The organism is Leucobacter chromiireducens subsp. chromiireducens (assembly GCF_016758255.1).
GTDB classification, from domain to species: Bacteria; Actinomycetota; Actinomycetes; order Actinomycetales; family Microbacteriaceae; genus Leucobacter; species Leucobacter chromiireducens.
In genome coordinates this window covers 191304-213635 of record NZ_QYAD01000001.1, presented here as the reverse complement: position 1 = coordinate 213635, position 22332 = coordinate 191304, and the positions used below count along the sequence as shown (strand labels likewise).

General features: G+C 68.3%; 20 protein-coding genes. 11 read left to right on the top strand and 9 right to left on the bottom strand.

Translation table 11 applies throughout. The features are described 5' to 3' along the window. Nucleotides 1-87 precede the first annotated feature (87 nt). The 8 genes from D3226_RS01015 (at nt 88) to D3226_RS00980 (ending at nt 9957) form a co-directional block, all read left to right on the top strand. Nucleotides 88-1617 (top strand): sugar ABC transporter ATP-binding protein, encoded by a 1530-nt coding sequence (locus tag D3226_RS01015; protein ID WP_202380577.1) that lies wholly within the window; start codon nt 88-90, stop codon nt 1615-1617. Then, nucleotides 1614-2654, top strand: coding sequence for an ABC transporter permease (locus D3226_RS01010; protein WP_202380576.1), 1041 nt, complete (start codon nt 1614-1616; stop codon nt 2652-2654). The genes D3226_RS01015 and D3226_RS01010 overlap by 4 nt, the downstream gene beginning before the upstream one ends. Then, nucleotides 2651-3721 (top strand): ABC transporter permease, encoded by a 1071-nt coding sequence (locus D3226_RS01005; protein ID WP_202380575.1) that lies wholly within the window; start codon nt 2651-2653, stop codon nt 3719-3721. Before D3226_RS01010 ends, D3226_RS01005 begins: the two co-directional genes overlap by 4 nt. Before the next feature lie 60 nt (nt 3722-3781). Next, complete coding sequence (gene rhaS, locus D3226_RS01000; RefSeq protein WP_202380574.1) at nt 3782-4831, top strand: rhamnose ABC transporter substrate-binding protein; 1050 nt, start codon at nt 3782-3784, stop codon at nt 4829-4831. A gap of 80 nt (nt 4832-4911) precedes the next feature. Then, a complete protein-coding gene (locus D3226_RS00995; protein WP_202380573.1) occupies nt 4912-5247 on the top strand; it encodes an L-rhamnose mutarotase in 336 nt (111 codons plus the stop codon). A gap of 28 nt (nt 5248-5275) precedes the next feature. Beyond that, a complete protein-coding gene (rhaI, locus tag D3226_RS00990) occupies nt 5276-6445 on the top strand; it encodes an L-rhamnose isomerase (RefSeq protein ID WP_202380572.1) in 1170 nt (389 codons plus the stop codon). A 48-nt stretch (nt 6446-6493) separates the two neighbouring features. Continuing rightward, a complete protein-coding gene (locus D3226_RS00985; protein ID WP_202380571.1) occupies nt 6494-8527 on the top strand; it encodes a bifunctional aldolase/short-chain dehydrogenase in 2034 nt (677 codons plus the stop codon). After that, on the top strand, nt 8524-9957 hold the full coding sequence (locus tag D3226_RS00980) for a rhamnulokinase (RefSeq protein ID WP_202380570.1): 1434 nt from the start codon (nt 8524-8526) through the stop codon (nt 9955-9957). The genes D3226_RS00985 and D3226_RS00980 overlap by 4 nt, the downstream gene beginning before the upstream one ends. A gap of 1 nt (nt 9958) precedes the next feature. On the opposite strand, the gene D3226_RS00975 is transcribed toward D3226_RS00980, so the two are convergent. Then, nucleotides 9959-10588 carry a GNAT family N-acetyltransferase gene (locus D3226_RS00975; protein ID WP_202380569.1) on the bottom strand — a complete coding sequence of 210 codons (630 nt, stop codon included), beginning with the start codon at nt 10586-10588 and terminating at the stop codon, nt 9959-9961. Nucleotides 10589-10696: 108 nt separating this feature from the next. Between D3226_RS00975 and D3226_RS00970 the strand changes: the two genes are divergently transcribed. Continuing rightward, the gene (locus D3226_RS00970) at nt 10697-11506 is read left to right on the top strand and encodes a DUF1684 domain-containing protein (RefSeq protein ID WP_202380568.1); all 810 of its coding nucleotides are present in this window, start codon (nt 10697-10699) and stop codon (nt 11504-11506) included. Here D3226_RS00970 and D3226_RS00965 read toward each other — a convergent pair. The 8 genes from D3226_RS00965 to D3226_RS00930 form a co-directional block, all read right to left on the bottom strand. Further along, nucleotides 11490-13559, bottom strand: a complete 2070-nt coding sequence (locus D3226_RS00965) for an FAD/NAD(P)-binding protein (RefSeq protein WP_202380567.1) — start codon at nt 13557-13559, stop codon at nt 11490-11492. The two genes, D3226_RS00970 and D3226_RS00965, sit on opposite strands and share 17 nt — an antisense overlap. Next, entirely contained in the window at nt 13556-14599 is a 1044-nt protein-coding gene (locus D3226_RS00960; protein ID WP_202380566.1) for a transporter substrate-binding domain-containing protein, read from the bottom strand. Before D3226_RS00960 ends, D3226_RS00965 begins: the two co-directional genes overlap by 4 nt. Nucleotides 14600-14661: 62 nt before the next feature. Beyond that, on the bottom strand, nt 14662-15681 hold the full coding sequence (locus tag D3226_RS00955) for an ABC transporter substrate-binding protein (RefSeq protein ID WP_202380565.1): 1020 nt from the start codon (nt 15679-15681) through the stop codon (nt 14662-14664). Between the two features lie 92 nt (nt 15682-15773). Further along, nucleotides 15774-16694 carry an amino acid ABC transporter ATP-binding protein gene (locus tag D3226_RS00950; protein WP_202380564.1) on the bottom strand — a complete coding sequence of 307 codons (921 nt, stop codon included), beginning with the start codon at nt 16692-16694 and terminating at the stop codon, nt 15774-15776. Between the two features lie 58 nt (nt 16695-16752). Continuing rightward, complete coding sequence (locus D3226_RS00945; protein ID WP_237462167.1) at nt 16753-17796, bottom strand: amino acid ABC transporter permease; 1044 nt, start codon at nt 17794-17796, stop codon at nt 16753-16755. Then, nucleotides 17793-18320, bottom strand: a complete 528-nt coding sequence (locus D3226_RS00940) for a GNAT family N-acetyltransferase (protein ID WP_202380563.1) — start codon at nt 18318-18320, stop codon at nt 17793-17795. Before D3226_RS00940 ends, D3226_RS00945 begins: the two co-directional genes overlap by 4 nt. Beyond that, nucleotides 18317-19762 carry an NtaA/DmoA family FMN-dependent monooxygenase gene (locus D3226_RS00935; RefSeq protein WP_202380562.1) on the bottom strand — a complete coding sequence of 482 codons (1446 nt, stop codon included), beginning with the start codon at nt 19760-19762 and terminating at the stop codon, nt 18317-18319. Before D3226_RS00935 ends, D3226_RS00940 begins: the two co-directional genes overlap by 4 nt. Next, on the bottom strand, nt 19759-21039 hold the full coding sequence (locus D3226_RS00930) for an LLM class flavin-dependent oxidoreductase (protein WP_202380561.1): 1281 nt from the start codon (nt 21037-21039) through the stop codon (nt 19759-19761). Before D3226_RS00930 ends, D3226_RS00935 begins: the two co-directional genes overlap by 4 nt. Nucleotides 21040-21291: 252 nt before the next feature. Between D3226_RS00930 and D3226_RS00925 the strand changes: the two genes are divergently transcribed. Together D3226_RS00925 and D3226_RS00920 are read left to right on the top strand one after the other, a co-directional pair. Then, nucleotides 21292-21813, top strand: coding sequence for an NAD(P)H-dependent oxidoreductase (locus tag D3226_RS00925; protein ID WP_202380560.1), 522 nt, complete (start codon nt 21292-21294; stop codon nt 21811-21813). Then, nucleotides 21810-22328 (top strand): flavin reductase family protein, encoded by a 519-nt coding sequence (locus D3226_RS00920; protein WP_202380559.1) that lies wholly within the window; start codon nt 21810-21812, stop codon nt 22326-22328. The genes D3226_RS00925 and D3226_RS00920 overlap by 4 nt, the downstream gene beginning before the upstream one ends. Nucleotides 22329-22332: the final 4 nt, after the last annotated feature.

Genomic DNA, 22332 nt, shown 5'->3' with positions numbered 1-22332 from the left:
CGTAACGCGATTGAAACGATTCATTTACACAATCGCACGCCCCACAGCCGAGATGTCGCACCTGCGACAGGAAGCCCCGTGAATTCAATGAAGAGATCACCTAGCACTGAGCCATTGCTTGCGCTCTCCGGCGTGACCAAGGCATTCGGCGCCGTGGTCGCGCTGCGTGACGGCACGCTCGCCCTCCACCCAGGCTCGATCCACGCACTCGTGGGCGAGAACGGCGCGGGCAAGTCGACCATTGTCAAGATCATCGCCGGCCTCTACCGGCGCGATGGGGGCGATATCCGTCTTGCGGGATCCCCCGTCGACTTCACGAGCACCGCCGAAGCGAAGGCTGCGGGTATCGCGGTCATCTACCAGGAACCCACGCTCTTCCCGGATCTCTCCGTCACCGAAAACATCTTCATGGGCCGCCAGCCGCGCGGTCGCTTCGGACGCATCGACCGGACGCGCATGCGCATCGAAACTGAGGCGCTCTTCGCACGGCTCGGCCTACGCATGGATCCGGAGCGCACGGCGGACGGCCTGTCGATCGCCGACCAGCAAATGATCGAGATTGCGAAGGCCATCTCGCTCGATGCGCAGATCCTCATCATGGACGAACCGACCGCGGCGCTCTCTGGCATCGAGGTCGATCGCCTATTCGACGTTGCCCGCGCGCTCCGCGACGAGGGCCGCGCTCTCGTCTTCATTTCGCACCGCTTCGACGAGGTGTTCGCGCTCTGCGACACGATTACGGTGATGCGCGACGGCAGTTACATCTCCACGCGTGCGATCACGGAGACGGATCCCGACAGCGTCGTCGCCGAGATGGTGGGGCGCGAGATCACCGAGCTCTTCCCCAAGCTCGAAACGACTATCGGTGATCCGCTGCTTGAGGTGACCAGTCTCACGAGCCCCGGCATCTTCAGCGACATCAGCTTCACCGTGCGCGCCGGCGAGATCGTCGGCCTCGCCGGGCTCGTCGGGGCCGGTCGCAGCGAAGTCGCACGCGCAATCTTTGGCGTCGACGACTATCAGAGCGGTGAGGTCCGCCTCACTGGCACGCGCATCCGCAAGAGCGCTCCCACCGCAGCGATGCGTGCCGGCCTCGCCCTCGTGCCCGAAGACCGCCGCAAGCAAGGGCTTGTGCTCGATGAGAGCGTCGCGCGCAACACCGCTGCGGTAATCCTCGACTCGATCGCGAGGCTTGGGCTCGTCACCGCGCGCGCCGAACAGCGCGCCGCGCGCCCCTGGGCTGAGCAGCTGGAAGTGAAGACCACGGCGCTCAGCACGCTCGCGGGGACGCTCTCAGGTGGGAACCAGCAGAAGGTTGTGCTCGGCAAGTGGCTCGCCACGAACCCGCGCGTGCTGATCATCGACGAGCCGACTCGCGGCATCGATGTGGGCACGAAGTCTGAGGTGCACCGCCTCCTTTCGACCCTCGCGAGCCAGGGCATGGCCGTGCTGATGATCTCAAGCGAGCTGCCCGAGGTGCTCGGTATGGCTGACCGTGTCGTCGTGATGCGCGAGGGCCGGATCACCGCCACGATCGACCGTGCCGAAGCGACACCGGAGAACGTGATGCGCGCCGCCACCCAGACCCCCAGCACGCAGACGGAGCAAGCCGCATGACCGCAACGCCCACGGCCACAGCCCCGACCGCTCGCGGCGCATTCAGCACCGCACTCGGCCGACTGACTCGCGCACGCGAAGCAAGCATCCTGCTCGCAGTGATCCTCGTGATCGCCGCGGCGACCCTGAAGAACCCGAACTTCCTGTTCTCCGTCGACGGCTACCGGGATCTTTGGCTCACGCCATCACTGCTGATGCTCGTTGCGGTGGGCCAGGCGGTCGTGCTGATCACCCGCAACGTCGACCTGTCGGTCGGCTCAGTGCTCGGGCTCAGCGCCTACCTCACTGGCCGGCTGTTCATCGACCTGCCGGGAATCCCCGTGCTCGCGGTCGTGCTGATGGCGGTCCTCTTCGGCGGTCTCCTCGGTCTCATTAACGGCGCCCTCGTCGCGCTTGCCCGCGTTCCTGCGCTCGTGATCACTCTGGGCACGATGTACGCGTTCCGTGGCATCAACGTCTGGTGGACGGGTTCGGACCGGATCAATGCCTCCGACATGCCCAAGGAGTTCCTGGGGCTCGGGACCGCACAGGTGTTCTCGATCCCCGTGCTGACCATCATCGCTGTCGTCGTCCTTATCGCTGTCGCCTGGTGGATGCGCAATACGCGCGCTGGCCGTGAGAATTACGCGATCGGATCCGACCCCGACGCCGCGCAGCTCTACGGCCTGCCGGTAACGCGTCGCATTATCACGGCGTTCGTACTTTCAGGCGCGCTCTCAGGCTTCGCCGGCGTGCTCTACGCCGCGCGCTACGGCACGATCAACTCGCAGGCGGGTTCCGGCTGGGAGCTCGACGCGATCGGCGGGGCCGTGATCGGCGGCGTCGCGATCTTCGGCGGAGTTGGCTCAGTATGGGGCGCCGCAATTGGCGCGCTCCTGCTGCTCACGATCAACCGGGCACTGCCCGTACTCGGAGTTCCCGACTTCTGGCAGCGCGCCGTCGTCGGCGTCCTGATTATCAGCGCGATCGTGCTCGACCGGGTGATCGCCGTCAGACAACATCGAAAGCTGATCGAAGCACGGGAGACAACGCGATGAGCGCACAGGTAACCGCGACAACCCCCGTCACCGCCGGGTTCCGCCCCATCGCCGATCACGATCGGCCGCTCTGGCAGCGCCTCCTCCTCACCCGCGAAACCGCGATCATCGCGTTGTTCATCGTTGTCGTGATCGCCGCGTCGACGATCGTGCCAAACTTCGGCAGCCAGATCACCATGACGTATCTGCTCCTTGATATGTTCCCCATCCTCATCATCGCGCTGCCAATGACAGCAATCATCGTGACCGGTGAGATCGACCTTTCAGTAGCAAGCGTCGTCGGCTTCTCGAGCGTACTCACCGGGGTACTCACGCAGGCCGGCGTACCATTCGGGGCCACTATCATCATCGCCTTGCTTGCCGGGGTGCTCTGCGGGCTGTTCAACGGTTTCCTGATCACCACGGTCGGCCTGCCATCGCTCGCCGTCACGATCGGCACGCTTGCCCTCTATCGAGGACTCGCCGTGGGGCTGCTTGGCACCACTGCGGTCACCGACTTCCCTGAGTTCTGGACCGGGCTCGCGAAGGCAAAGCTCGGCTCAACCGGAATCCCCGTTGTGATCATCCTCTTCGTGCTACTCGCCGCAGTGTTTGTGGTTCTGCTGCACTTCACCCGCTTCGGTCGCGGCATCTTCGCGATCGGCCTTTCGCCCGAGGCGGCGCGGTTCTCTGGCGTCAACGTCGCGCGAACCAAGCTGCTGCTCTTCACCCTGAGCGGCGCGGTCGCGGCGCTCGCCGGAATCTATTACACGCTCCGCTACGGCAGCGCACGCGGCGACAACGCGACCGGCATGGAAATGCAGGTCATCGCCGCCGTGCTCCTCGGGGGCGTCTCGATCTTCGGCGGCCGCGGCGCGCTGCACGGTGTCATCGCAGGCGTTTTGCTTATCGGGGTGCTCGCCAGCGCACTGCGGCTCGCAAACGTCACTTCCGACGTGATCAACATCATCACGGGTGTGCTCCTCATTACCGCGGTCGTGTCGTCGAGCGTGTTCGCTGCGATCAAGAACAGGCGCCGTGCCGGCCCGAAACTCACGCTCGCCGGCACCCCGAGCGCCACCTCCTAGCTTCCACTCCCTCATCCATCTCATCCCGGCTCCGAGTCGCGGGCCCGAAAGGAACGAACAATGTGGTTCACAAAGAATAAGAAAGCTGGCGCACTCGTCGCGCTTGCGGCGAGCGCCGCCCTCCTCCTCGCCGGTTGCTCGAGCAGCCCAGACACGACAGGCGGATCCGGATCCGATTCAGGCTCCGGTGACGCCGCAGGAGCGAGCGTCACGTTCATCCCCAAGAACCTTGGCAACCCGTACTTTGACACGTCAAGCAAGGGCGGCAAAGCCGCAGTGGAGGCGTTCGGCGGGACATTCAACGAAGTCGGCCCAGCTGAGGCAACGCCAGACGGGCAGGTCAGCTTCATCAACACCGCAACCCAACAGGGCGTCGACGCGCTCGCCGTCTCGGCGAACGACCCGAAGGCGATCTGTGACGCGCTGACCGAGGCCCGCGACGCTGGGCTCAAGGTCGTCACCTTCGATTCAGACACGAACACCGATTGCCGCGACATCTTCGTGAACCAGGCCGACGCCGCTGGCATCGCGAAGGTGCAGGTCGACATGATCGCTGAGCAAATCGGCGACGCCGGCGAGATCGCTGTGCTGTCGGCCGCCGCGAACGCGACGAATCAGAACGCATGGATCGACATGATGAAGGAGGAGCTCGCCGCGAGCCACCCGGACATCAAGCTCGTCGAGGTCGTGTACGGCGACGACGATGACCAGACCTCGTTCGACAAGACCGCCGCGCTACTGCAGACCTACCCGGAGCTGAAGGGCATCGTGTCTCCGACTACTGTCGGCATCGCCGCTGCCGCACGCTACCTCTCCACCTCCGAGGCAAAGGGGAAGGTTGCACTGACCGGGCTCGGAACACCGAACCAGATGCGTGAGTACGTCGAGGACGGCACCGTCACCGAGTTCGCGCTGTGGAACCCGGAGGAGCTCGGTTACCTGACCGCGTACGCAGCGAACGCGCTCGTCGCGGGCGACATCACGGGAGCGGAGGGCGACACCTTCACGGCCGGTGACCTCGGCGAGTACACCGTTGGCAAGGACGGCGTCGTGCTGCTTGGCGACCCGTACCGCTTCAACAAGGACAACATCGGCGACTTCGACTTCTAGTCACCTCGGGTCCCGGCCGGGCAGCGCCGGGACCCGACCACCGCCCAACCGAGGAGGATCACGTGCGCGTCTGTTTCGAAATGCAGCTACGCCCCGAACGCATCGCCGAGTACATCGCACGCCACGCCGCAGTCTGGCCGGAGATGCTCCACGCGATTCGGGACGCTGGCCGCCGCAACTACTCGCTGTTCCTCCGCGAGGACGGTCTCCTCATTGGCACCTATGAGACGGACGACGATGCCGCGGCACAGCGCACCCTCGCCGCCGACCCGCGCACCGCCAGGTGGGAGGCAGACATGGCGGAGTTCTTCGTCGCCGAGATCGGCCGCCCAGATCAGGAGGCACCCCGACTCACCGAAGTTTTCAACCTCGAGGACCAACTCGCCCGCACCCCGTCGGGCCCGGACCGCGCATAGGCGCGAGACACGAAAGAAAGCGCAGATCATGAGTACGCAGCTGACTCCCGAACACTTTGCCGCCCTCGCACAACAGGCGGTTGAGGTCCCCTCCTGGGCCTACGGGAACTCGGGCACGCGGTTCAAGGTGTTCGGCACCCCGGGTACGCCCCGCAACCCGTTCGAGAAAATTGCCGACGCCGCGCAGGTGCACCGCTACACCGGCCTCGCGCCCGCGGTCGCCATCCACATTCCGTGGGACCGGGTCGATGACTACGCGGCGCTCCGCGCGCACGCGGAAGACCTCGGCGTCACCCTCGGCACGGTCAACTCGAACGCGTTCCAGGACGACGATTACAAGTTCGGCTCGCTCACGCACGCGGACGACGCGATCAGGCAGAAGGCGATCGATCACCACCTCGAGTGCATCGACATCATGGACGCAACCGGCTCCCGTGACCTCAAGATCTGGCTAGCCGACGGCACGAACTACCCCGGCCAGGCCGACATGCGCGCCAGGCAGGATCGGCTACACGACTCGCTGCAGCGTATTTACGACCGCCTCACGGGCGAGCAGCGACTCGTGCTCGAGTACAAGTTCTTCGAGCCAGCGTTCTACCACACCGATGTTCCCGACTGGGGCACGTCATACGCACAGGTGAGCGCGCTCGGCGAGCGGGCACTGGTCTGCCTCGACACCGGTCACCATGCGCCAGGCACCAACATCGAGTTCATCGTGATGCAGCTGCTTCGCCTCGGCAAGCTCGGTTCCTTCGACTTCAACAGTCGCTTCTACGCCGACGACGATCTCATTGTTGGCGCCGCCGACCCGTTCCAACTATTCCGGATCCTGGTCGAGGTAGTGCGCGGCGGCGCTCTCAACAACCCGGATGTGTCGTTCATGCTCGACCAGTGCCACAACATCGAGGATAAGATCCCCGGCCAGATCCGCTCCGTGCTCAATGTGCAGGAGATGACCGCGCGTGCCCTGCTGCTCGACCGCGCGGCGCTCGAGGCCGCGCAGGCCGCGCACGACGTGCTCGGTGCGAATGCGGTGTACATGGACGCGTTCTACACGGACGTGCGTCCGGCGCTCGCGGAGTGGCGCGAATCGCGCGGTCTGCCGGCCGATCCGATGTCGGCATACGCCGCTTCCGGCTACCAGCAGCGCATCGCCGCCGAGCGCGTCGGCGGCGCGCAGGCGAGCTGGGGAGCGTAGCGCGGCTGCGCGCCCCGACCATTCTCAACGTTTCAAGGAGTACACCGCATGACCACCACCGTTGACGACCTCATCTCTCGCTCAAACCGCCTGGGTGCTGACACGAAGAACACGAACTTCGCCGGGGGCAACACCTCGGCGAAGGGCCCCGCTGTCGATCCCGTCACTGGCGAGACCGTCGAGCTCATGTGGGTGAAAGGCTCGGGCGGCGACCTCGGCACGCTTACCCCTGCCGGGCTCTCCGCGTTGCGTATCGATCGCCTCCGAGCGCTCACCTCGGTCTACCCCGGCATCGAACACGAGGACGAGATGGTCGCGGCCCTCGACTATTGCCTGCACGGGAAAGGCGGGGCGACCCCGTCGATCGACACCGCCATGCACGGCCTCGTCGACGCCGCGCACGTCGATCACCTCCACCCGGACGCAGGTATCGCCATCGCCACCGCGGCCGACGGCGAGGCCCTCACCGCGACGATCTTCGGTGACGCAGTGGTCTGGGTGCCCTGGCGTCGCCCGGGCTTCCAGCTCGGACTCGACATCGCGGCGATCAAAGCCGAGCACCCTCAGGCGATCGGCTGCATTCTCGGCGGACACGGCATCACCGCGTGGGGCGACACGAGCGAAGAGTGCGAGCGCAACTCGCTCTGGATCATCGACACGGCGGCCAACTACATCGCCGAGCACGGCAGCCCGGAGCCGTTCGGGGCGACCGTAGCGGGCTTCACGGCGCTACCCGCGGCCGACCGTCGCGCTCGCGCAGCGCAGCTCGCCCCAGTAGTCCGAGGCATCGCATCGCACGACACACCGATGGTGGGTCACTTCACCGACAGTGCAGAAGTACTCGACTTCTTGGCACGCGAGAAGCTCGCACCTCTCGCGGCGCTCGGCACCAGCTGCCCGGACCACTTCCTCCGGACCAAGGTCAAGCCGCTGGTGCTCGACCTCCCCGCCACCGCGTCGCTCGAAGAACAGGTCGCGCGCCTCCGCGAGCTGCACCAGACATACCGGGCCGACTACCGCGCCTACTACGACGCGCACGCCGATGACGCGTCGCCGGCGATGCGCGGCGCCGACCCGCTCATCGTGCTCGTACCCGGCGTGGGCATGTTTAGCTTTGGCGCGAACAAACAGACGGCGCGCGTCGCGGGCGAGTTCTACATCAACGCCATCAACGTGATGCGCGGCGCAGAATCACTCTCGAGCTACGCCCCAATCAACGACGCAGAGAAGTTCCGTATCGAGTACTGGGTGCTCGAAGAGGCGAAGCTGCAACGACTTCCCCGACCGAAGTCACACCAGGGGCGGGTCGCATTCGTTACAGGCGCAGCTTCCGGCATCGGCAAGGCGATCGCCACGCGGCTCGCTGCTGAGGGCGCTTGCGTTGTCGTTGCCGATCTCGATCTCGAAAAGGCCCAGGCCACGGCGGCCGAGCTCGGCACCACCGACGTGGCCATCGGCGTCGCGGCGAACGTTGCGGACGCCCAGGCAGTGCAGGCGGCGGTCGACACGGCCGTACTCGCGTTCGGTGGCATCGACCTCGTGGTGAACAATGCGGGGCTTTCTCTCTCGAAGCCGCTACTCGACACAACAGAGGCAGACTGGAACCTGCAGCACGATGTCATGGCGAAGGGCTCATTCCTTGTCTCGCAGTCCGCGGCGCGCGCAATGATCGCGCAGGGAATGGGTGGCGACGTAATCTACATCTCGTCGAAGAACAGTGTCTTCGCCGGGCCGAACAACATCGCCTACTCAGCGACCAAGGCAGACCAGGCTCACCAGGTTCGGCTGCTCGCTGTCGAACTTGGCGAGCACGGCATCCGCGTCAATGGGATCAACCCCGACGGTGTTGTGCGCGGATCCGGCATCTTCGCTTCCGGGTGGGGCGCCAACCGCGCCGCGACCTACGGCGTCAACGAGGAAGACCTTGGCCAGTTCTACGCGAACCGCACGATCCTGAAACGGGAGGTCGTGCCAGAAAACGTCGCGGACGCTGTGTACGTGCTCACCGGCCCCGAGCTGACGCGCACCACCGGACTCCACATCCCGGTTGATTCCGGCGTCGCCGCCGCGTTCCTGCGATGACCAGCGCGCGGCCGAACGGTGCCGTAGCCGCGGTCGATCTGGGAGCGACCAGCGGCCGGGTGATCATCGGACGGATCGAGGATGACACACTGGAGATGCGGCACGTCGCACGATTCGCCAACGATCCAGTGCGCACGCGTGACGGTCTGCACTGGAACATCCTCGGGCTCTACCGAGAAGCGCTCGCCGGCCTGGCATCCGCTGAGCGCGATCACCCAGGCGAGATCGCTTCGGTCGGGATTGACTCGTGGGCAGTTGACTATGGGCTGCTGCGCGGCGCCCGACTCCTCGGTGCCCCGTTCCACTATCGCGATACGCGCGGCGCGGCAGCGGTATCGAGCGCACACAAACGGGTCTCAGCCGCCGAGCTGTACGCGCGCTCCGGCCTGCAGCATCTCTCGTTCAACACGGTGTTCCAACTTGCTGCGGAGGGCGAGATGCTCGCCATCGCTGATCGCATGCTCCTCGTCCCTGACCTCCTCACGTTCTGGCTCACCGGGGAGCAGCATGCCGAGCGCACGAACGCCTCAACCACAGCGCTTCTGGATCCGGTTCGTCACGAGTGGGACGTTGACCTTGCCGAACGACTGGGAATCCCCGCCAGGCTTCTACCGCCGCTCATCGAGCCTGGAACACTGGTGGGATCGTTCACCCCTGAGGTTGCTGCGGTGGTCGGGAGGGCCATCGATGTGATCGCAGTCGCCTCGCACGACACAGCCTCGGCTGTTGCAGCAATCCCCGCGACAACCACCGACTTCGCGTACATCTCGTGCGGCACCTGGGGCCTCGTGGGCCTCGAACTCGACGCACCGGTCATCACCGAAGCAGCGCGGGCCGCTAACTTCACCAACGAGGGTGGCGTCTTCGGCACGACGCGGTTCCTGCACAACGTCGTGGGCACGTGGCTCTTCTCGGAATCATTGCGCCATTGGGAGCCAGGGGCCACAGACGCCCAGCGCTCAAGCTTGCTCGGCGAGCTGCTCTCCGAGGCTGCGGGCATCTCCGGGAGCGTGCCCGTCTTCGACGCGAACGACCCGCAGTTCCTTTCTCCGGGCGATCTGCCCGAGCGTATCGTGCGGTGGTTCGAGGCGCGCGGTGAAGCAGCCCCGCGCGGTCGGGCTGCGATTGTGCGCTCGATCGTTGAAAGCTTGGCCGTCGCTTTGGCTGCGGCCGTGCGGACCGCATGCCGGCTCGCCTCCAAATCAGTGTCGGTCATCCACATCGTCGGAGGAGGATCTCAGAACACGCTGCTCTGTCAGCGTCTGGCCGACCACTCCGGGCTCACCGTGCTCGCGGGCCCAACGGAAGCAACTGCCATGGGCAACATGCTCGTCCAAGCACAGGCGCTCGGGTGGATCTCATCTGGCCTCGAATCACTGCGCGCCGTCGCGGCGCGCTCGAGCATGCCCGTGGCGTACACCCCGCGGTAGGCTAGCCGAGCTGCAGACCGGCGTCGGGCGCGTCGAGCGCAGCGTAGTAGCGGGACAGCCGGTGCTCGAGGCCGCGGCGCACTCCCGGCCACTCGGGCTGCGTGATCGAGAAAACCACGGTGTCGCGCAGGTAGCCAGGGGCGCGGCGGTGCGCGCGGAGAATGCCATCCTGCTTCGCGCCCAGGCGGGCGATCGCTGCCCGCGACTGATGGTTGTGGAAGTCGGTGCGGAACTCGACGGCCGGGCACTCCCACACGTCGAATGCGTGGCTGAGCAGCAGCAGCTTCGACTCGGGGTTCGTGCCCGTGCCCTGCGCACCCAGACGGTTCCACGTGGAACCGATCTCCACTCGCGGCACCTCAGCCTCGATGTTCATGAACGTGGTCATGCCGATGATCTGTCCCGTGTCCGTGCGGCGCGCGGTGAAGGCGATCATGCTGCCCTGATCCTGCAGCTCGAGGCGGCGCCGAATCTCCGCCGACATCTGCTCCGGCTGCGGCACGAGCGTGTACCAGAGGTTCCACAGCTCGCCATCCCGCACCGCGTCGACAAGCCCGTCGTGGTGCTCGTGTGAGAGCGGCTCGAGCGTCACAAGGCGGCCGCTCAGGGTTCCGGGATGCACAAGACTCATGGGCCCATTGTGCCGCGCGGCACGCTCCGAGCGAAACCTCCGGTCACATTGACCCGATTCTCACTCACTCGTGATGTGCTGGGGGTCCACGAAGTCGTAGGGAGCAAGATGTCCGAGCACGAGCCGACCCCGTTCACCGACGCCCACGCCGCCTGGCACGCGAGCGTCGAGTCCGCGCGCACCGCCCCATACGGTCCGCTGAGCCCCACTGCGATGCACTGGCTCAGCGCGGGGCCGCAGCGTCTCCCCGATCTGCCCGGCGTGTGGTCCGCCAACGCTGGGCTCGTCACGGTCGAGCTGGGCGAAAACGATCAGGTGACGCGCGGGGGTGAACCCGTGTCGGGCACCGTCGAGCTCGGCCCGCTCACGGGCACCGAGGGCACGGCCCTCGCCTGGGGGGACGTGCAGATCGAGGTCGCGGCGCGCAGCGGCGGCATCATTGTGCGCCCGCGAGATCCGGGCTCGAAGGACCGCACGGGCTACACGGGCACGGCGACCTTCCCACCGAGCGAAGAGTGGGTGGTAACCGCGCGCTTCGTCCCCGCACCACGCGACTCCGTCGAGGTGTCGTCGGCCGCGGGTCCCGGGCGCACGCAGGACTTCACCTCGCCAGGCACCGCCGAGTTCACGCTCGCAGGGCAGGAGCTCTCACTCACGCTCTTCGGCTCGGTTGAAGGCGACGACCTCCGCGCGATTTTCGCCGACGCGAGCGGCGCCGACCTCACGTTCCCGTCGGCGCGCTTCGTTGACGTCGACGTGGTCGACGCGAACACCGTGCGCATCGACTTCACGCGGACCACGAACCCGCCCTGCGCGTACTCCGCAAGCGCGACCTGCCCGTTCCCGCCGCCCGAGAACCGCCTGCCGGTGCGGGTGGAGGCTGGCGAGCTTCGCCCGGGCGTCACGCTCGCCGCATAGCCGCGCCGCCGCTCGGCACCAGCTCGCGGGCGTCCTCGCCGCGCTCGGCCCAGACCTCCGTGGCCGCGGCGAGGACCGCGCGGGCGCAGCGGTCGTGCACACGGAACGGCAATGAGTTCAGTCCGGGCCGCGTGAACGCTCCGCCCGTGAGCCCCGCGACGAACGGCCCCAGCGCGAACTGGCGCGCTGCGCCGGGCAGGCTCCCATCGGGGGCAGCCTCGATCTGACCGGTCGTCTCGACGGTACCCAGTTGCGGGTCGGCCACCGCGAGCTCACGCGCGCGTCCGCTCACCACGAGGTGCCGAAGCAGTGGGTTGTCGCTCGCTGCGGCGCGCGCCTCGGGCAACCACGCATCGATCAGGATCCCGGCACTCACGTTCGCGGACGCGGCCCCGTGGGGCCCGGTCACCGCGCTGCCGGCTGCCCGGAACACCCCCGCCGCGTCATCCGCTTCGAGCGTGACGTCGCCGCCGAGGAAGCGCACAACCCCAGCTTCTGCGAGCGCGATCAGCTCCTCCAGGCGATGCCCGGGAGGCCCGCTCGCGAGATAGCTGAAGTAGCTCGCCCAGCGACGGGGCAGCGCGCGGGTGCGGCTGCACGCGTTCCAGCGTTCGGGAGCGACCTCGGCGAGCGCGAGGAAGGCATACAGCCCCGTGAGAAAGAGCGCCTGCGTGGCGCTGTTCTCGGGCCGCGTGCGCAAGCGCAGATCCTCCGCGATGTGCGCGAGCACCCGCTCGTGCACGGCGCGACCACCCTCGGCACCTGCCGCGTCATGATCTTCGGGGAGGAAGCGCAGCGGGTGGTCGAACGCGGCGAGCTCGAAACGATCGCGCGGGTCGCGCACGTGTGCGCGGACGAGGGCGGCGAGCGTGTGGCCATCCGCGCCAGCATCCGCAATGGCCGCGCGCATCCGCGGTGCGAAGGCGTCCCAGGTGCCACGCACGCGCTCCGGGTGCCCGGTGAAGAGCTCGCGGTAGTAGCCGGTGGTCAGCTCTGCGGCGATGCGCGGCCACGCGTCGCGCTCGAAGTCGAGCGGTTCGCTCCGCGCCGCCACCGCGGCCTGAAACTCCGGGCCGAGGTACTCGAGGCGCACCGCATCACCCACAACCTGGCTGGTGATCTTCGAGCGGTACGGAACTCCGCGCCGCGACGCAAAGTGGAGCACGGGTTCGCGGCCGCTCGGTGCATAGTGCAGCGAGCCGTCCGCGCGCCGCGTGAACGTTCCGCCCCGCCCTTCCGCGAGCAGCACGCTGAGGTCGATCGCCGCGAGACCCATGCCGCGCACGATCACGTCGGCGCCGGCGGGCACCCCGGAGAAATCGACGTCCGCGGTGAACGCTGGCGGGACGTAGCGCAGTGCGTGCTTGCGCGCGAAGGTGCTGAGCCGCACCGCTTCAGGCGACGGGTCCGTGCCCGTGTGCCCGAGCGCGTACACCACCGCGTCTGCGGCGAGCGCGCGGCCCGAGGCGAGCCGCACCACGTGCCGCGCCGAGCCATCCCCCGGCTCCTCCACGGTCACCGCGGTGTCTGGGCACCAGCTCACCCGCAAGCTCGGTGCCGCGCGGCGCAGCGTCTCCTCGAGCGCCCACCCCAGGTATGCGTTGTTCAGGCGGCGGGTGGGAAACTCGTCGTCGGCGATCTCCGCGATCTCGCGTAGCAGGAGCTCGTCGGCGCCCTCGGGGAGCGGCAGTCTACCCTCGCGCACCCCGCGCACCCAGTCGGCGAGCGCGGGGCCAGGCGCCACGGGCCCGGCAAGCTGGCACGATGCGTCGGTGAAGAACGCGACGTCGCGCAGCATGGAATTGAGCTTCAGCAGCGGGGACTGCTCACGCCGCCAGATGCGACCGCCCCCGGGCGGGTACGGGTCGACGAGCCGCACGTGAAGCGGCAGCTCGGGCGTATCGCGCGCGTGGCTCGCGGCCAGGCGTTCGAGCAGCATCGCGGCGGCGGGGCCGGCCCCCACGAACACCACCTCAACGGGGGTGAGTGCTCCCGGTTCGGCAGGCGCGGGCTCCCCGATCCCGATCGAGAACGCTGCAGTTTCGGGCGTCATGGCTTCGGGAGACCGGGCGGGTTGATGAGCGATTCAGTGATGGCTTCCTCGTCTTGCCCCCAGCGATCGAGCACTTCGTCGTACGTGCCCGAGTCGATGAGCGACTGGATGACGATGCTCACGGCTTCGACGAGGCCGCTGCCCTTCGCGGTGACGGCACCCACCTCGCCGTTCACGGGGTAGGCGCTGTTGAAGCTGCCGACCACGCGGGTTTCGCCGAGCGTGGACTCGCGGAACTTCGCGAGCGCGTGCGGCTCGATACTCACGTCGGCGCGGCCCGAGCTAAGCGCGAGCGAGCCTGCGGCCGAGTCCTCGTAGTAGACGGGCTCACCCGGATCGATCCCGGCCGCCTCATTCTGCGCGAACCAGTCGAGCAAGAACTTCTCCTGGTTCGTGCCGCTCCCCACAATGACGCGGAGCCCGGACACGTCCTTCGGCTCCGAAATCTCAGAGATCTCCGAATTCGCAGCGACGGAGAACCCCATCACCGCGTCGCGATAGGTGGCGAAGTCGAAGAGCTCCTTCCGCTCCTCCGTCACCCCAATGTTCGTGAGGGCGAGATCGTACTTGCCGGACTCGATGCCGAGCGGCCAGTCCGCCCACGCCACGTTCTCGGGCGCGTAGTCGAGGCCGAGGCCCTCGGCGATCAGCGAGGCGAAGTCGGCATCACTGCCGATGATGGTCTGCGCGTCGTCCTCGGCGAAGAACGAGGTGGGCGGGGAGCCGGCCCCGCCGAGCGCGACCGTGAGCTTGCCCGCCTGCGCGGGCGTGAAGCCGCTCGCCTCGAGCGCGGCGACGGCCTCGGGAACCGGATCGATGTGCGGCCGTGTATCGAGGTTGCCGGTAGTGAGGTCGAACGAAGCGCTGGGCGCGGATCCGGCCGCGTTGCCTGGAGCGGCCGGATCGCTCGGCGCGGTCACCGAGCTGCACCCGGTCAGCCCGACAAGCGCGAGCGCGGAGGCCGCCGCGAGCGCGGCGATGAGGAGCGGTGCGCCTGCGGCGCTACGGGGCGTGCGAGCGGAGGAAGGTGCGGAGGGCATGGGCGTCCTTTCGGGATGCGGTGCGGTGCGGTGCGAACGGTCGCCCGCACCGCACACGTGAGCTAGGGGCGGGGCAGCCCGGGCGGGTTAACGAGTGATTCGGTGACGGCCTCATCGCTCAGATCCCAGCGTTCGAGGGCCTTCGCGTACGTGCCATCCGCGATGATTGCGTTCAGCACGATGGCGACGGGATCGATGAGGCCGTTCCCCTTCGCAGTGGTCACTCCGATCTGCGCGTTCTCAGGGAAGCCGCCGTTCAGGGTGCCGACCACCTTCGACTCGCCGCTCACCGCGGCAGCGAACGCCGCCGTGGGGTTCGGCCCGAAGAGCGCGTCGACCCGACCCGATGCGAGTGCGAGCTGAGCGGCCGCGTTGTCATCGAAGTAGACGGGTTCTCCCGCGGGGAGCCCGTTCTTCTCGTTCTCGGCGAACCAGTCGAGCAGGATCTTCTCCTGGTTCGTGCCGCTTCCCACCACGACCTTCAGGCCGGCGACATCCTTCGCCTCGCTGATCGAAGTGATGTCGCTGTCGCGCTGCACGGAGAACGCGAGCACGTCGTTGCGGTGCGTCGCGAAATCGAAGAGGTCCTTGCGCTCCTCGGTGACGGTGACGTTCGAGACGACTGCGTCGTACTTGCCCGACTCGACCCCCAGCGGCCAGTCGGCCCAGGCCACATTTTCGGGGGCGTATTCGAGGCCGAGCCCATCCGCCACCAGCTGGGCGATGTCGGGTTCGATGCCGAGCAGCGTGCGGTTGTCGTCTTCGGCGAGGAATCCGAGCGGCGGCTCGTAGGCGGCGTGCGCCACAGTGAGCTTGCCTTCCTGAATCGGGGTGAAGCCGCTCGCTTTGAGCGCTGCAACGGCCTCGGGGATGGGGTCGATGCGCAGCCGATCCTCGGCGTTCGCGCTCGTGAGATCGAACGGAGACTCGGCGGCGACGGCCGGGGCGCCCGCGTCGCCCTCGCCTGCGCTGCCTTTCCCGTCGGTCGTGACGACCGCGCTGCAGGCGGTGAGGCCGCCAAGCGCGAGCGCGGTGAGTGCGGCGAGGAGGGCGCCGGTGCGGCGGCGTGAGGTGGGGAGCATGTGCTGACTTTCGTGTGGGTACTGAATGAAGTTGGGCAGTGAACGAGGTTGAGCAGTGCAGTGGTGGTGAGCGGTGGCGCTTTAGGTCGGCGTCAGATCACCCAGTCGAGGAACTCTTGGGTGCGTGCTTGCTCGGGCGCACGGAGCACCTGCGCGGGCGGCCCCTGTTCGACAACGCGGCCCGCGTCGAGGAAGACCACGTGGTCGGCGATCTCGGCGGCGAAGCCGATCTCGTGCGTGACGATGATGAGCGTGGTGCCGCCGGTCGCGAGATCCCGGATCACACTGAGCACCTCGGCAACCAGCTCGGGATCGAGGGCGCTCGTCGGCTCGTCGAACAGCAGCACGTCGGGTTCCAAGGCGAGCGCACGCGCGATGGCGACGCGCTGCTGCTGCCCGCCGGAGAGCTGCCGCGGATAGTGCTCTGCACGGTCGGCGAGCCCCACGCGCTCGAGCAGCACCCGGGCCTGAGCGGTTGCCTCGGCCTTGCTCGCGCGCTTCAGCCCGATGGGCGCCTCAATGATGTTTTCGAGCGCGGTGAGGTGCGGAAACAGGTTGAAGTTCTGGAACACCATGCCGACGCGAGTGCGCCGCTCGAGCACCTGCTTCTCGGGGAGCTCGTGAAGCTGCCCGCCGCGGCGTTCGTAGCCGATGTAGTCGCCATCGATGGTGATGGAGCCCGCATCGATCGTTTCGAGGTGGTTGATTGCACGCAGCAGGGTCGACTTCCCCGATCCGGAGGGGCCGAGCAGCGTGATCACCTGCCCCGGCTCGATGCGCAGCGTGATGCCGTGGAGCACCTCGTGCGGGCCATACGACTTGTGCACGTCGGTGATCTCCACGAGCCCGGTGCGCGGGCTCTCGCCGGGTGCGGCTGCGGGGTCGGGTGTCGTGGGGGCGGCGGCCTGGGTGGGCGACGCGGCGGCTGAGTCGGGCGACACGGGCGAGGCAGGCGCTCCTGGTGTTTCCAACGCGGAATCTGCCCGGGTCTCGAGTGCGGTGTTGCTCGTCATGGGGGCCTCCTTCAATTCGGGATCGGGTTCGGGATCGGGGTGGTGGCCGGTGCGGCCGCTAGTGAGCACTCGTGTTGAGTGCGGCGACGGTGTGCGCGGAAGGGGTGCGCACGGCGGCGGGCTGCGGCTCGGCAGCAGGCGACCTCGCAGCGCTGCGGCCCACGAAGGCAGCCCGCAGCGCGCGGCGCAGCCGCTGGATCGGGGTGGGCGGCAGCTCGCGGGCAGTGCCGCGGGAGAAGCGGCGCTCGATGTAGTACTGCGCAATGCTCAGCACGGTCGTGAAGATCGTGTACCAGACAGCCGCGACGAGCAGCAGCGGCACGACCTGCTGGTTGCGGTTGTAGATCACCTGCACCGTGTAGAACAGCTCGGGCAGCGCAACGATGAACACCACGGAGGTGCCCTTCAGCAGCCCGATCACCTCGTTGAAGGCGTTCGGCAGGATCGCGCGCGCGGCCTGCGGCAGCACGATTCGGAAGAAGCGGCGGCTGCGCGGGATCCCGAGCGCCTTCGCGGCCTCGATCTGTCCCTGGTCGACGGACAGGAGACCACCGCGGATGATCTCCGCGGAGTACGCGGCCTGGTGGAGCGAGAGCCCGAGGATCGCGGCGACCGTCGAGGAGAGCAGCCGCACCGTGTCGAACTCGACCACCCAGAAGTCGTAGCTGAAAGGCCAGCCGATGCCGAGCGTTGGGAAGAGGTACCCGAGGTTGAACCAGATCACCAGCTGCACAACGAGCGGCACCGAGCGGAAGAACCAGATGAACCCCCAGGCGAATGAATTCAGCAGCCCGGAACCGGAGAGACGCGCAAGCGCCAGCACCCCGCCCAGCGCAAAGCCGATCACGGCGGAGACCGCGGTGAGCCACAGCGTGAGCCACAGGCCGCGGAGCACGGCGTCGTTGAAAAAGTACTCGGCGAACACGGGCCAGCGCCACTGCGGGTTCGAGAAGAACGTCCACACGAGCTGGGCGAGGAGGAACACCGCGATCGCGCTGAACGCCCACCGCCACCAGTGGCGCAGGGGCACCACGTGCTCGGCGGTGCCGCTCGTCGTTCGGTTGACCACCCCCGCGGGCGGTGTCTCGGTCACTGCGGTCATGATCGGTTCTCCTTTGCGAGCGGCGCGAGGTGCTTGGTGAAGGGGTGCACGCCCACCTCTGCTGCGGGGCGTGCGGGGTCGAACTGGGGCTCGTACCCCGTGCCGAGGTAGAGCGCGACGGCCTCGGGCTGGCGGGGCCCGGTCGTGAGGAACACGCGGTCGTAGCCGAGCCGTGCGGCTTCGCGCTCGAGGGATGCGAGCACGCGCTTCGCGAGTCCGCGCCCACGCACATCGGCCCGCGTCCAGATGCGCTTGAACTCCGCGGTGCGCTCGTCGTAGCGCATGAACGCCCCACCGGAGAGCACCTCCCCGCCCGCGAGCAGCACGAGGAACGTGCCGTTCGGCGCGGTGAACGCGGTCTCCGGGTAGCGGTTCAGCTCGACGGCGGCGGGCTCGCCGAACACCTCAACCCCGTAGCGCGCGTCGTACTCGCGCTCAAGATCTGCGAGGAGGGGCGCGGCGAGCGGGTCGCTCGGATGGACGACGCGCACCACAAGCTCGTCGGCGCGCTGGCTCGCGCTCATGCGACGGCCTCGCTCTCGCGTGCAGGCTCAGCCGCGTCCGTCCATGGCACGTGCGGCGGAGTAGGCAGCCCGAGGGTGTGGCGCAGGGTCGGGTTCGCCCCGGTCTCGGGGTCGGTGTCGTAGCTCGTACGGAACACGCCGCGCTCCTGCAGCAGCGGCACCACGCGGTCGACGAACTCGTCGAGCCCGCCGGGGGTGAGGTGCGGCACGAGCACGAAGCCGTCGGATACCCGCTCCTGCACCGCCCGGTCGATGTCCGCCGCGATCGTCTCGGCGGAGCCGACAAACGTGTGCTGCGCGGTCTCCGCGGCGACGAGTTGACGGAGCGTGAGCCCCTCCCGCTTCGCGCGGTCGCGCAGCTGCGCGGCCCGCTGGGTGCGGTCGGCCACCTGCGTGGACACCTGGCCCTGCCGCTGGGCACCGTCGCTCGGTTCCGTGCTCGGCAGCGCACCATCGGGGTCGAGTCCCGGGAGCTCGTGCCCCCAGATCGCCTCGACCCACGCGATGGCGGTCTGCGGGCTGGTCTGTGCCAGGGCAATCTCGCGGGATCGCTCGCGGGCCTCAGCGTCGGTGTCGCCGAGCGCGAAGCTCGCGCCGGGGAGGATGAGGAGCGAGTCTTCCGTGCGCCCCACGCCGGGCAACCGGCCCTTCACGTCACGGTAGAACGCTTGTCCACCAGCGAAGCTCGTGTGCCTGGAGAAGATGATCTCGGCATTCGCCGCAGCGAAGTCACGCCCCGCTGGCGAGTCACCCGCCTGCACGATCACGGGGAAGCCCTGCGGGCTCCGCGGCACAGTGCTCGTGGCGGCGACCGTGAACTGCGGGCCGCGGTGCTCCACTCGGCGCACGCGCTCGGGGTCGAGGAAGCGGCCGCTCGCGCGGTCCGCGATGATCGCGTCGGCGTCCCACGAGTGCCACAGCTCCTTCGCGAGCGCGACGAACTCCTCCGCGCGCGTGTACCGCTCGCCGTAGGGCAGGAAACCGCCGCGGCGGAAGTTGCCGCCGTGGAACGCGTCGGGCGAGGTCACCACGTTCCAGCCCACGCGGCCCTGTGAGAGGTGGTCGATGGTGGCGAGCTGCCGGGCGAGCTCGTACGGCTCGTTGAAGGTGCTCGTCAGCGTGCCCACCACCCCGATGTTCTCGGTGACCGACGCCATCGCGGTGATCACCGCGAGCGTGGCAGGCCGGCCCGCGACGTCGAGGTCGTGGATCTTGCCGCCGTGTTCACGCAGGCGCAGGCCCTCGGCGAGGAAGACGTAGTCGAAGAGCCCGCGCTCGGCGGTCTGTGCGAAGTGCCGGAAGGACGCGAAATCGATCTGGCTTCCGGCAGCTGGGTCGCTCCACACGGTGGCGCTGTTCACTCCGGGGAAGTGTGCGACGAGGTGCACCTGGCGCGGCGCAGTCGTCGAGGGTCGGTGCTGGGTGGGCTGGTCGATCGTCATGCCGCGTGCTCCTGGTTCTCGGGGGTGGCGTGTTCGCGTAGGCGCTGCGGGGCGGGGTCGAGGCCGAAGCGCTCGCGGAGCGACCGCGGTGCACCCACGGCACTCGCGATCCCCCGCGCTCGGAGCAGCGGGAGGAGGGTCGCGGTGATCTCGCGCAGGTCGCCCGGCAGCGTGAGTGGCCGCAGCCGCACCCCATCGACCCCGGCGTCACGCAGCCGCTCGATCTCGTCGGCAAGCTGGGCGACGCCGCCAGTAACGATGCGGGCATCGCTCTCAAACGTCTCCCCCGCTGCCGCATCGAGCCGTGCAAGCCGATCGGCCGCTGCCTCGCTCGCGGTGTCGAGCGCCACCACGAGGTCGACCACGATGCGCAGCGGCTCTCGCGCACTGCCCGCGCGGCCCACGCGTCGCTCGGCGGCGCGCACCCGCGCGATCACCTCGGCGATCGTCAGCTCGCGCGATGCGCCCGCCCGTGCCGACGGGCTCTCGGGGGTCACGAACACCACGTCGGCGGCCTCGGCAGCGAGCTCGTGCACCCGTGGGGAGTGCGACAGTACCGTGATGGGCAGCTGGCCCTGCGGCGAACGCGGCACGATCGATGGGCCGGCCACGGAGAAGCGCTCGCCCGCGAAGTTGATGTGGTGCACGCGGTCGCGGTCGAGAAAGCGGCCGCTCGCGTCATCACGGATGATGGCGTCGGCGTCCCAGCTCGCCCACAGCCGCCGGGCGACCTCGGCAACGTCTCCCGCCTCACTCAGCAGCTCATCCAGCGCGGGATCGGGGCGCCCCGCCGCCACCTCCCCCAGGTCCACCGCGGGGGCGGGCCGGCGGCCGAACGCGTCCGCCGAGGCCGCGTCGCCGGAGATGCGCAGCTGCCATCCGCCGCGCCCCTCGGACACGTGGTCGAGGGTCTGCAGCGCGGTGGCGACGTGGAACGGCTCCGTGTGCGTCGTGGTGACGGTGGGAATCAGACCAATGCCGGTGGTGCGCGGCGCGACCCAGCTCGCGGTGAGCAGCGCGTCGAGCCGCCCGCCCACACGATCGGCACGCGGGGTCGCGGCTTCGTCAGCTGCGGGGTGCGGCAGGCTGAGCGAATCGTCGAGGGTGGCGTAGTCAAGCCCCGCAGCGTCGGCTGTGCGCAGCAGCTCGGTCCAGTAGCCGGCGGTGAAGAGCGCCTCGGGCTGAGCGTCGGGTTCGCGCCAGGCGGCGGGATGCTGGCCGGCCCCATCGAGGGCCACCCCGACGGTGAATGCGGTGGGTTGAGTTATGGGAGACATGCGGAGAGCTTATGTTTATGCCGCCCACCCCTGTCCACCAATGTGACGAAGAATGACCGTTACGTCGTGTTGCGCGCGCCCTGAACGGGCACCCCGGGTCGACCTACACTGGCCCCAGTTCCGCGGGATGAGATCCCCGGCCACTCCGCGACATCACACCGTGGATCAGACCTATCTGCCGTGGCTCCCAGCGCCACACACGGACGAGCGTGCGCCGCGTCTTCGGACGCGCAACGCCAGAAAGGGATCCTCGTGTCCACCATCTCCGTCATCGTCGGAAACCCGAAGCCACACTCCCGCACCCGCCAGGTCGCGGAGGAGCTCGCGCAGCGGGTGGCGCAGCGCACGGGCGCGGCCATTCACCCCACGGTCGACCTCATTGACCACGCCACCGAGCTGTTCGCCTGGCCCTCGGCCACCCTCGACCCGGCACTCGATCAGTTGCGCGAGTCCACGCTCGCGGTGATCGCCACCCCGACTTACAAGGCCAGCTACACCGGCCTCCTCAAATCGTTCCTCGACCGTTTCCCGGCGCGCGGGCTCGAGGGGGTCACCGCGATCCCGATCTTCACCATCGCCTCCGAGGAACACACCCTGGCCGTCGAGTTCACGCTCCGCCCCCTGCTCGTCGAGCTCGGCGCGAGCGTGCCCACCCGCGGCCTCGCCTTCCCCACACCGAAATTCGATCGCCGCGCCGAGATTCTTGACGAGTGGGCGAGCACCCAGCTCGATCTCCTCCCCTCAGCTGGCGCAGCGGCGGGGGCACGCGCATGAGCGCCCAGGCCACAGCGGCGGCCACCCCGCTGCCCTTCGACGAGCGGAGCTACCGCGACGCGATGGGCGGCTTCGCTTCCGGCATCACCGTGATCACCACGCACGGCGCCGACGGCCCGGTGGGCTTCACCTGCCAGTCGTTCTACAGTGTCTCCATCGAGCCGCCGCTCATCTCGTTCTCGATCGCGCGCACCTCGCGCAGCCTCGGCGCGGTGCGCGCGCACGGCCGCGTGGTGGTGAACTTTCTGAGCGCCGAGCAGCAGCACCTCAGCGGCCAGTTCGCGCGCTCGGGCACCGACAAGTGGCAGGGCGTCGAGTGGTCGCCCTCGCCGAGCAACGGCGCACCCGTGCTCGACGGGGGCACGGGCTGGGTGGCGGGCGAGATCGAGCGCGAGATCGAGGCGGGCGACCACCTGATCTTCCTCGTCCGGGTGAGCGGGCTCTCCACTGATCCGGATCGCGCGCCGCTGCTGTTCTACCGCGGCGCCTACCGCGAGCTCGAGTACATGATCTGAGCTC